Annotated in this window: 2 protein-coding genes; both read left to right on the plus strand. The window is 32.1% G+C overall.

The genetic code is table 11. The features are described 5' to 3' along the window. The first annotated feature begins 31 nt into the window (after positions 1-31). Entirely contained in the window at positions 32-1,882 is a 1,851-nt protein-coding gene (gene rpsA, locus ACVBED_RS08965; protein ID WP_473094883.1) for a 30S ribosomal protein S1, read from the plus strand. Positions 1,883-2,104: 222 nt separating this feature from the next. After that, the coding region (locus ACVBED_RS08970) for a M36 family metallopeptidase (protein WP_473094884.1) at positions 2,105-3,179 on the plus strand (1,075 nt) is incomplete at its 3' end.

Genomic DNA, 3,179 nt, shown 5'->3' on the forward strand with positions numbered 1-3,179 from the left:
GAAACCTAAGGAATACAAATTTTTTTAAATTATGTCAGAAACGACAAGCACTCAGGAAGAGGCTGTAGAAAGCCAAAGCCAACACAAACAAAAAAACGATGCGGTTCTTGAAAACCAAAACGTAGCACCAGAAGCGTTTGACTGGGAATCTTTTGAAAGCGGATTAAACGCTGAAGATAGAACAGAAAAGCAAGAATTAGAAGAAATTTACAATGGTTCTCTTAATGATTTGGGAGATTCTGACGTAATTACCGGAAGAGTGGTAAGAATTACAGACAGAGAAGCGATTGTAGATATCAACTTTAAATCTGAAGGTGTAATTTCTCTTAATGAATTCCGTTACAACCAAGATCTAAAAGTAGGTGATGAAGTTGAAGTAATGGTTGACAAAAGAGAAGACAAAACCGGTCAATTACAATTGTCTCACAAAAAAGCGAGAACATTAAAAGCTTGGGATAAAGTGAATGAACTTCACGAAACTGGCGAAATTGTGAACGGTTTAGTAAAATCCAGAACAAAAGGTGGTATGATCGTAGATATCTTCGGATTAGAAGCGTTCTTGCCAGGTTCACAAATTGATGTGAAGCCAATTAAAGATTACGATCAATTCGTAGGTAAGACAATGGAATTCAAAGTTGTTAAAATTAACCCAGAATTTAAAAACGTTGTTGTCTCTCACAAAGCACTTATCGAAGCGGATATTGAAGGTCAGAAAAAAGAAATCATCGCTCAATTAGAAAAAGGACAAGTATTAGAAGGAACTGTGAAAAACATTACTTCTTACGGTGTATTTGTTGATCTTGGTGGTGTTGATGGATTAATTCACATTACAGATTTATCTTGGAGCAGAGTTAATCATCCATCAGAAGTTCTTTCTGACGGGGAAACTGTAAAAGTGGTTATTCTTGATTTTGATGAAGATAAAACTCGTATCCAATTAGGTATGAAACAACTTGAAGCTCATCCTTGGGATGCTTTAAGCGACAACATTAAAATTGGTGATAAAGTAAAAGGTAAAGTAGTAGTTCTTGCAGACTATGGTGCATTCGTAGAAGTTGCGCCTGGTGTAGAAGGATTAATTCACGTATCTGAAATGTCTTGGTCTACTCATTTGAGAAGCGCCGGAGATTTCGTAAAAGTAGGTGATGAAGTAGAAGCAGAAGTTCTTACTTTAGACAGAGAAGACAGAAAAATCTCTTTGGGTATGAAACAACTGAACCAAGATCCTTGGACTAATATTGAAACTAAATACCCAGTTGGTTCTAACCATACAGGAACTGTGAGAAACTTTACAAACTTTGGTGTTTTTGTAGAATTAGAAGAAGGCATTGATGGATTAATTTACATTTCAGATCTTTCATGGACTAAAAAAATCAAACATCCATCAGAATTCTGTAATGTTGGTGATAAATTAGAAGTGATCGTGTTAGAACTTGATGTTCAGGCAAGAAGATTATCTTTAGGTCACAAACAATTACTAGAAAATCCTTGGGATAAATTTGAAACTAAATATGCTGAAGGAACCGTGCATAACGGAAAAGCTACAGATGTTTTTGATAAAGGTGCTTCGGTACAGTTTGAAGATGCAGAAGTTGAAGCATTTTGCCCATCAAGATTATTAGAAAAAGAAGATGGTTCTAAAATCAAAAAAGGGGATGATGCAGACTTTAAAGTAATTGAATTTAATAAAGAATTCAAAAGAGTTGTAGTTTCCCATACCGGAATCTTTAAAGATGAAGAGAAGAAGAATGTAAAAGAAAATAATTCTTCTAATAAATCAGCTACGGCAGCAAGTATCAATTCAGGTAATGAGAAATCTACACTTGGTGATATTGATCAGTTAGCAGAACTTAAAAAGAGAATGGAAGAAGGTAATAACTAATCTTTAACCAAACTTTATAATTAACGCTTCACGATTTTCGTGGGGCGTTTTTTTATTTCTGTGAATATAAAAAATTGTTTTCACAGCCCAAATAGTAATCTTCTTGATTAAATAATTGCAGATTAACATCATTTAATCAATTTTATAAAACTATTTTTGTTAAAAAATCGTAAATATTTATAAAATAAATGTAATTTGGGTAAATTAATTAAATATTCATATATGAAAAATAGAAATTTATCAGTGAAATTGCTACTAATCTTTGGCCTATTTACTTGCGGCAAAGCATATTCTCAAGATTATGAAGGAATTATTAAGAATCATCTTTCCACAACATCAGGAAAACTATTTTCAAAGAGTGAACTAAAAAATTTTGAAATCTCAAACAAAGATTTTTCTGCTTCTATGAATGCAGATGTTGTAAAAATACAGCAAACTTATAACGGCATTCCCATCTATAATTCTCTTGGAACTGCTCTCATAAGAAAAAATGAGGTAAACCATTATTCTGATAATTTTATTAAAGATTATAATACTGCAAGTACTTCAAAAGCGACTTTGAATAAAAATGATGTTTTTATCAAACTATTAAAAATATTTAATTTAAAAGCAAGTGCCTACAAAATCGTAGAATTTAAGAGTGAAATATCTTCAGAAAATGAACTGATGGCAAAAAGCAAATTGGTTTATTATAATACCGAGCAAAATGATTTAAAGCTTTGCTATGAATATGAGCTTGAAGAAAAAGGAACTTCTAACTATTGGGATATATTAGCTGATGCTAATACTGGAGAAATTTTAAAGAAGGAAAATCTTACACTTTCCTGTGATTTTGTACCTCAATCGTACAAAAGTATTTTTACAAAAGTGGATAAATCGATTGTATTTTCTGATTTACAAACAATAGAAAAATCTTCAAAAGCAGCAATAGATGCTAGTTACAGAGTGTTTGCTCTTCCAGTAGAAAATCCAGATTCGGGCGTTAGAACATTAGTGAATAATCCTTGGTTTTTAGATGCTTCTCCAAATGGTTGGCAAGGAGATTTAACTACAAATTATAACTATTCTAGAGGTAACAATGTTTACGCGTATCAGGATAAAGCTGGTAATAATATGATTGGTGCAGTTGCAGATGGTGGCCTAGGTTATAATTTTGATTTTCCATTTGATTACAATGGTTTTCCGAGTGATAATTTAAATGCAGCAACTACTAATTTATTCTATCTAAATAATAAAGTACATGATATTTTTTACAGATTAGGTTTTACAGAATCAGCTAGAAATTTTCAGAGTTTCA

The organism is Halpernia sp. GG3 (assembly GCF_052976925.2).